Source organism: Moorena sp. SIO4E2 (assembly GCF_010671945.1).
Taxonomy (GTDB): Bacteria; Cyanobacteriota; Cyanobacteriia; order Cyanobacteriales; family Coleofasciculaceae; genus Moorena; species Moorena producens.
The window spans coordinates 1-7,854 of record NZ_JAAHIE010000357.1 but is presented as its reverse complement, the minus strand read 5'-3'; the positions used below and the strand labels follow the sequence as shown (position 1 = coordinate 7,854).

6 protein-coding genes are annotated in these 7,854 nt (G+C 44.1%); 3 read left to right on the top strand and 3 right to left on the bottom strand.

Going from position 1 to position 7,854, the window contains the following annotated elements; translation table 11 throughout:
• Together F6K37_RS27055 and F6K37_RS27050 are read left to right on the top strand one after the other, a co-directional pair.
• On the top strand, positions 1-445 hold a 445-nt coding region (locus tag F6K37_RS27055), incomplete at its 5' end, for an NAD-dependent epimerase/dehydratase family protein (protein WP_287253454.1).
• Positions 446-783: 338 nt separating this feature from the next.
• Positions 784-1,449: a class I SAM-dependent methyltransferase gene (locus F6K37_RS27050; RefSeq protein WP_287253453.1), complete on the top strand. Its 666-nt coding sequence runs from the start codon at positions 784-786 to the stop codon at positions 1,447-1,449.
• Between the two features lie 163 nt (positions 1,450-1,612).
• Here the strand turns inward: F6K37_RS27050 and F6K37_RS27045 are convergent, their stop codons facing one another.
• A complete protein-coding gene (locus F6K37_RS27045; protein ID WP_287253451.1) occupies positions 1,613-2,875 on the bottom strand; it encodes a transposase in 1,263 nt (420 codons plus the stop codon).
• A gap of 902 nt (positions 2,876-3,777) precedes the next feature.
• Between F6K37_RS27045 and F6K37_RS27040 the strand changes: the two genes are divergently transcribed.
• A complete protein-coding gene (locus F6K37_RS27040) occupies positions 3,778-5,085 on the top strand; it encodes an RNA-guided endonuclease InsQ/TnpB family protein (RefSeq protein ID WP_287253449.1) in 1,308 nt (435 codons plus the stop codon).
• Between the two features lie 37 nt (positions 5,086-5,122).
• Here F6K37_RS27040 and F6K37_RS27035 read toward each other — a convergent pair whose 3' ends face one another.
• Both F6K37_RS27035 and F6K37_RS27030 read right to left on the bottom strand, forming a co-directional pair.
• Positions 5,123-6,793 (bottom strand): HAL/PAL/TAL family ammonia-lyase, encoded by a 1,671-nt coding sequence (locus F6K37_RS27035; RefSeq protein WP_502887780.1) that lies wholly within the window; start codon positions 6,791-6,793, stop codon positions 5,123-5,125.
• Between the two features lie 52 nt (positions 6,794-6,845).
• Positions 6,846-7,514 carry a class I SAM-dependent methyltransferase gene (locus F6K37_RS27030; RefSeq protein WP_287253457.1) on the bottom strand — a complete coding sequence of 223 codons (669 nt, stop codon included), beginning with the start codon at positions 7,512-7,514 and terminating at the stop codon, positions 6,846-6,848.
• Between the last annotated feature and the right edge of the window lie 340 nt (positions 7,515-7,854).

Below are 7,854 nucleotides of genomic sequence, written 5' to 3'. Positions count from 1 at the left end.
TGCTAATCTTTATGGAGGGTTAGATAGGAATAGTTCACGTCTAGTACCACGTACTATACAAAGATTGCAAAACGGTCTACCTCCTGAATTACGTTTAACCAATAATGGTCAGGAATATACACGGGATTTTATTCATATATCAGATGCTATTGAAGGGATTATCATGGTAGCCAAAGCTTCATTAGAGTCAAATTCCAATATTATCGGTGAAATTTTTAATATTAGTAGTGGTAAGGAGTATAGGATAAGAGATATCATAGATATTATTATTAGTATTTTCCAACCAGGAGTGAAATATGTGGAGGTTAAAGGAGGAGTAAACTATTCAGAGATTGTCAATCAGTGCGCTAGTAATAATAAGATGAAACAGGTGTTAGGATGGGAGCCTAAAATTTCTTTAAAAGATGGGTTAATAATGATTAGAGATGAGTATGGTAAAGAGTAAATCCTTGCTGGGGGGCGACATGCAATCTGAAATCCATACTGGCTAATAATTTCAGCCCATAAGGTATAAAAAGATATATGCTGTTTTGGGTAGACCTTGGACTATGTTATAAGGCTCCGGATCTTCATGACAATGAAAGGAGGGTCAATTGGCGACTGTATCGAGTATGAGCTCATTGGCATCAAAGCTTTATATAGTAAGCTTTTGAGAGCTCATGTCGCCCCTGAAGCGACTCAACACACTTAAACGTTTATTCTTAGGTTACAAAATTTCCTAACTGACCAAGTTATGTCAACAATAATTAAAGCAGTGTATGAAAAATTTGAGAGTAATCCCTGATGTCTAGTACAACATTTGGACTCCACGGTAAGCTTTATGAGTACTTTCACTCAGTTTCTTTGCGAGAAGCGGAAATTTTGACTCAACTCAGACAAGAAACCGCACAACATCCTATGGGTGTAATGCAGATTGCCCCAGAACAGGGGCAGTTTATGGCACTACTGATACAGCTAATGGAGGCAAAGAAAACTCTGGATATAGGAGTATTTACAGGGTATAGTTCTCTAGTAGTAGCATTAGCATTACCACCAGATGGTAAAGTAGTCGCTTGCGATACTAGTGAAGAGTATACTGCGATCGCTCGTCGCTACTGGCAAATGGCAGGAGTGGCTGAAAAAATTGATCTCCACATTGCACCAGCATTGGAAACTCTAGACAGTTTACTAGCAGACTTTCAAGGTGGTACATTTGATTTTGCCTTCATTGATGCTGATAAAGCTAACTATGATAGCTACTATGAGCGTTCCCTTGAATTAGTTCGCCCAGGTGGACTAATTTTAATCGATAATGTGCTCTGGTTAGGTAAGGTAGCAGATCCGGAAATAACAGATAATAGAACCGAGTCTATTCGTGCTCTTAATCAGAAAATCCAACAAGATCAAAGAGTAACTATTAGTCTGGTACCGATCGCTGACGGCTTAACCCTAGCGCTGAAACGTCCTTAGAGAACCAGGGTAAGGGCAAGAATAAATCAGGAGGCATTATTATCAACAATATTGATAAAACAGTGCGATAGTCCTGAGAATCAAGGCTTAACATGGTCATCATCCTTGCCCTATATCACATTTTGGCTCAATTTTTATTGCGCTTACCCTGCGGGGCTTATACTCAGATCTTGCACCTCATCAGAAAAAAATCAAAACCTTGCTGATGTAACCAGGGTATAAGTGTATCAAAATGATTCAAAAGACCAATAAAACAAACATGAGGAAAAAGTAAAATAAGTGCCTGTTGGGCACAATAAAACCAATCTAACTTATCCATGACTCCTAAATGTAAATAAACCCAATAAGCCAATAAATAAGAAATCAAAGATAAAATCAACCAACGATAAACACCCAACAAAGTCTTTTGTCCAAAACGATGTAAACTAAAACGATGTTTAACCGTCTTAAAAAATCCCTCAATTTGCCATCTACGCCTTCCCCAACGAGCAATTGTTTTTCCTTTCATCGCCTTAGTTGAAATCACAAAACCTTGGACTCTCTTACCATCTCGTTTCAGCCAAACCCATGATAAAAATACGGGAAAATCTAAACCTTTGAGGTAAACTTGTTGGCCACGAGTTTTAATTTGTGACACCTTACGACCATGGCCAAAAGGCCACGCTACGCGAACAGCCAAAGTACGACTTTTGCTAATACCTAAAATAGTAGAATGGGATTGATTACGCACTTGATTAATAAATTTTATCGTGCTAAAAGCCGTATCACCTAATACATATACCTGAAAATTTCTGGTGAGTACTTTGGGTAAGTTGTTCAATAATTTCTGTGCTAATTGTGATGGAGAGGGAGTGCCCTTACCTCGATAAATCCTGAAACTCCATTCGCGTAGCGTGGCCGAAAGGCCAGGAATACGCCAGGGACCTAGTACTAAATACATAATCACAATGTGTAAACCTTTTTTGTGGTTATAAATTCGCACTAAATTTCCTAGGTTTGGAAACTTGCCTACCAATTCTTTGGTAGTTAAATCCACCATTACTTGTAAAATCGGTTTTCGTCCTCTGGTTCGATGAGAAAGAATCAAATTCACTATTAAAGAGCGAACTGTACGAATTACAGCACGGGTTGGCCATTGATAGCGATGCAGCGCGGTCTTGGGGAGGCAGCGCGGTCTTGGGGGTCTCCCCCATGAGCGACTGCCGTGGTTTCCCCCATGAGCGACTGCATCAAGACAATAATTGAAGAAACGACTAAGGGCACTTTCCGATTTAGTTTGACAATGATGAGGAACACTATTACCTTGACCACACAGAAACAAACCCAAAATCGATTCGAGAGTTTCTTGTTGATAAATGGTTGGCATTAGTTGTTTCAAGGTTGAGATTAATTGTTCTGCTTGGGATAGAATCTGATTGGTGGTCATCGTGCTCCATTTTAACCATAAAAATATGTTACCAAGTTCCTGAACTTTTTACAAGTTTTTTCGGCAATTATACCAAATTGAATTTAGATTTTAACTACAACTTTTAAACAAAATCAAGTTATTGTTATTGCTATTATCATCATAAAAAAACCTGATCATCTGCTCGAATGAATTAGGTTAAGTAGAGATTTTTTTTGAGTATTGCTAAAAGCTCTACTCTTGAGACAGAAAACCTGGTCTAATCCTTTCATCACAACCACTTCAGCCGTTTCTGTTCACGCCCACTTTTTTTTGGTGCAAGATCTGAGTTATAGCTCCCCAAACCCCTCCTCAGCTAACGCATCCGACAAGATCGAATGATCGCACTGTTGGAGTTTCCCCTGATCGCGAACGGCATCATCTTCAGAGCAACTCCAAACAGCGAAATAACGAGCGAGAGTTAGCCACCTAATTTATTAGGTGGGCGTGGTTAGAAGTTACCGCAAGAATAAGGCAGCCTTTATGGTTGGTCGGTTATGGGAAAAAGGTTAAAACTTTGAGGCGCGACCCATGGCGAATTTAATTCGCCTATGGAAAGCGCGCCTCCATGATTAAGGCTGCCTTATTCTAAGGTTTCGTCTCCGGAGCGTGCCGGGATTAATCCCGGCATTCGCATATATCAAGGAAGTCGTTCATTTCTTCCTAAGTACTCTATGTATTCGGAAAGACTAAGGCCATTCGATTCTGCCATCCTTTTCAAGTTATCCCAGGCGACCTTTGTTGCTTTGACGCTGTAAGTCTTTTTTCGCTCACCGTGTATACTGGGTCGGCCTACTTTATTTTTGAATTGTTCTGGCATATTGTTGACAATTTAATTGTAGTAGTATACAATTAAATTAACACAGCAAAAAGGTCGATGCAAAATGTACGGTTGTCAACAACACCTAATAACCACAAACGCTGATAATAAAGCGATAATAGAGTTTATTTCTTCAGAGGCAAACAAGCTAACAAATTGCGGAATATATTATTGTCGTCAGGTATTGTTTAAGGCCGGGAAATATCTCACTAATGCCGACCTGGACAAAATAATGAAGACGAATGTCCACTTCAAAGCAATGAGATCAGCCTGCGCCCAGCAAACCTTGCATGGGGTGATCGAATCCTTCAAATCTTACAAGGCTCTAAGTAAACTGTACAAAAAAGGACAACTGGCAAACAAACCTAGGGTTCCTAAATACCGGAAAAAAGGAGGGATGACTGTAGTCAGTTATCCGGCTCGGTGGGTAAAGCTAATAAAAGGTCAACTCAAATTCACTTTAGGAAAGCAGATTAAAGCTTGGTTTGGGATAGACCATTTCTTTCTTCCGATGCCTTCCAACCTTGATCACAAATCCATCAAAGAGTATCGCTTTGTTCCAAGGAATGGATGTTTTTATCTAGAGTTTGTCTATGAACGACCAACTCCTGAAGCAGTAAAGCAGACAGGAAATGTACTGGGAATAGATCCGGGACTCAATAACTGGTTAACCTGCGTAGCAAACACTGGGAAATCTTTCATCATAGATGGGAGAAGCATTAAGTCTCAAAATCAGTGGTACAACAAACAGGTAGCTGGGATCAAAAAGGGGAAAACTCAGGATTACTGGGACGACCACCTTGCTAAGTTAACTGAAAAGCGCAACCGACAAATGCGCGATAAAGTAAACAAGGCCGCTAGGTTCGTAATAAATTGGTGTCTGAGGAACCAAGTCAGTACAGTAGTGTTTGGCTGGAACAAAAGGAGCAAGGATAGCATTAATATTGGGAAAAAGAACAATCAGCAATTTGTTCAAATCCCTACAGCTAAACTGAAGAAACGAATAGAACAGCTGTGCGTCGAATACGGCATCAAGTTCATTGAAACCGAAGAAAGCTACACCAGCAAAGCTAGCTTTTTAGACCGTGATTTTTTGCCTACACTTGGTGAAAAACCCAAGGGGTGGAAGGAAAGCGGAAAGCGAGTAAGGCGTGGGCAATACCTGTCTGGAAAAGGTGAATTGATTAACGCCGATTGCAATGGAGCCTGTAATATTTTGCGCAAAGTAGAGACACAGCTAGGGAAAACCCTAGCCGAGGTCTGTAGGGCAGTTTTGAACCTGCCACAACGATACAATCTAAGCTCTCTATCTAGATCGTATCGTGAAGCATCGCTTCGCGTGGTTTTAACCCGCGAAGCGATATCTGCTTAGAATCCACGCGGTTTCAACCCGTGGAGAGTTCAAGTAATTAACCTTTCAAGCGGGACAAAATGTTGTTAGCCGCCCGTGCAAGCCGACCACCGGAGGTCAAATCGTTGGCCAACCGGGCAATGTGCATATCCAGAAATTGTTCGCAATCGTTCCAGATATAAGGACGTTCAAAACTTGGCGGCCTGCCTACCACTTCCCGCACGGCTTCGTACAGAGGAACCGTCTCCGGGGACAAACACTCCCGCGCGTCGTAATGACCGGCTACTATGGACGTTCGCAGGTCAACGGCTTGCACCCCAAACATCAAGGAAACAGCCATATATTGCTCGAAAAGTTCCAGGGATTGCCGGGTTAAATTGGTCGAGCCAAACCCTTGACTGTTGATATTTTGATTGAATTGTTCTGCATGAGTCGGGAAGCGATCGACCAGGGAATTTCCATAAAACGTCAACAGGGGCATAATCGAGTTACCAGTAATTTGCAGCGCTTTGAGGCCCATATTGACAAGATTTGCAGAATTGCCCACCAAAGAAGGGGAAAGTCCATTACTAAATTCCGGTGCTACTACCAAGGCAATTTGCGCGTCCAGATGCTTAGCCGTCAAACCCAGAACATGGCGCAAGCGATCCATTGCCATGCCCACGTACTGACCCAGGAAGTTCCCGCCGTGATAGCTGGTATGACCCTCTGTGTCAATTAAAGGATTGTCCGTAACCGAATTAATTTCGACTTCGATTTGCTCGGTAATTTCTTTCAAGCCATCGACGATTGGTCCGAGGTACTGGGGCAAGCAGCGCAGGGAATAGCGGTCTTGGATCGGGGCATTGCCCTGGTGGGAGGCCCCGCCAGACAACTCGTCCCGGATCAAACTGGAGCCCGAAAGCAATTGTAGCATTTCCGCTGCCGCCCAAATCTGACCCTTGTGGGGCTTAAGGGCGTGAATAAACGGATGAAACGACTGATTTGTACCCCCTAACCCTTGAATCAGCAGGGCATGGGTTCCCATTGCCAGGGCTAGCAATACTTGGGCCTCGCTAACACACAGAGCCGCCATGCCTGTCATCACGGAGGTTCCGTTTACCATTGCCAGTCCTTCTTTCGGCTCCAGGCTCAACCGAGGCAAGTTCAGCCGCTTGAGGGCTTCAACCGAAGACATCTCCTCGCCGTTGAAGTCCACTTTGAAAGCAGGATCCACACCGACTAAGGCTCCGGTAATGTCCGTCAAGGGGGTGATATCGCCGCTGGCTCCAATTGAACCCAATTCGTAGACGTAGGGCGTCACGCCAGCATTGAGAAAGATTTGCATGCGTTCGATCAGTTCCCGGCGGATGCCAGATGCTCCATGCAAATGAGAGTTAATCCGCAACAGCATCGCCGCCCGGACAGCCTCAGAGGGTAAGCGCTTTCCGGCTCCGGCTTTGTGATACCATAGAATATTGTTTTGCAACTCAGTAGCCTTTTCGGGGGAAATTACAGTATTTGCCATTCCCCCGAAGCCAGTGGTCACCCCATAAATGGGCTCGTTGGCAGCCAGCGCCTCGCTGATATAGTCAACCGAGGCTTGCACGCCCTGCCAAATCTTGGGATTTTGGCTCAGGTGCGTCTGCGCTCCATAACGGGCCACGCTGACCACGTCTTCGATCGAGAGGTGCCGAGCCCCTAAAGTAACACTGCGATCGCTATTCGATTCAAAAATTCCCCATTTCATAACGGTCGCTTCACAGAACGAAATAATTATCAAGATGCACTCTGGGGACTCTCTACAAAAGCATCTGCTGGTAAGGACGTTCCGCTGTCCAATGTATATCAGAAGATTGATAAACCCTGACCCCTGATAACCCAGCCTCTAAAACCATCTGGTTGACCTCGTCGAGAGTCAAAGCAGCATGGAGAGAATCCCGAAATAACTGGGTCTGATACTGATTGTACTCCCCTGAGATCCTAGCAACCAAAGCATCCATTGTCGCCACATCAGCGGGGCGGATTAAATCCCGCAGCAAAATGCCGCCCCCTGGTTTTAGCAGTCGCTTTACTTCCCGGAAAAATGGCAGGGGATCTGGTAGGTGATGGACGATGCTATTGGAAATTACCATGTCAAACATACTATCTCGATAAGGCATCTGCTTGCCATCAACCCGTTCCAGTTTAATCTGTTCTTGCAACCCGGCATCCTCTACATTCTGTGCGCCTACTTTGAGCATATTTTCCGAGAGGTCGATCGCCCATATCTGCCACTGAGGCCGCATCTGGGCAATTATAATCGGAATGCGGCTTGTTCCGGTGCCCACATCCAGGACTAAACCCGCTTGGGGTCCTAATTCTAGCGCAAGTTGGGCAAAAGCTGTGTTTACCTCAGTGAAGTCCATCGAGTCGTACTCAACGGCATCTTCCCAAGTATCCATTACTTCTGGTTCGAGCACTCTTGAGATCGTCATTTGTTTAAATGCTTATATACCAAGCCTTGGAGCTTTTTCAACTACCCTTATTTCAGTGCCATTCTACCCAACATTCATATCTGTCTTGATGTAAGTATTCAGTTCTCAGCTATCAGCTATCAGCTCTCAGCTCTCAGCTCTCAGCTCTCAGCTCTCAGCTCTCAGCTCTCAGCTCTCAGCTCATGCGCTACGCGCACGCTACGCGAACAGCTTTTGAATAAGCGATGCAGCGCCTTCACGCGGGGGTTTCCCCCATGAGCGACTGCATCAAGACAACAAGTAAGCATTGGAATAATGTTGAGTGAAGTCCCAGGGTCGTTCGCGTAGCGTGGCC

What these genes read in the sequence shown, in the direction of transcription:
- F6K37_RS27045 (WP_287253451.1), bottom strand. Translation starts at nt 2,875, where the DNA reads ATGACCACCAATCAGATTCTATCCCAAGCAGAACAATTAATCTCAACC.
- F6K37_RS27035 (WP_502887780.1), bottom strand. Translation starts at nt 6,793, where the DNA reads ATGAAATGGGGAATTTTTGAATCGAATAGCGATCGCAGTGTTACTTTA.
- F6K37_RS27040 (WP_287253449.1), top strand. Translation starts at nt 3,778, where the DNA reads ATGTACGGTTGTCAACAACACCTAATAACCACAAACGCTGATAATAAA.
- F6K37_RS27050 (WP_287253453.1), top strand. Translation starts at nt 784, where the DNA reads ATGTCTAGTACAACATTTGGACTCCACGGTAAGCTTTATGAGTACTTT.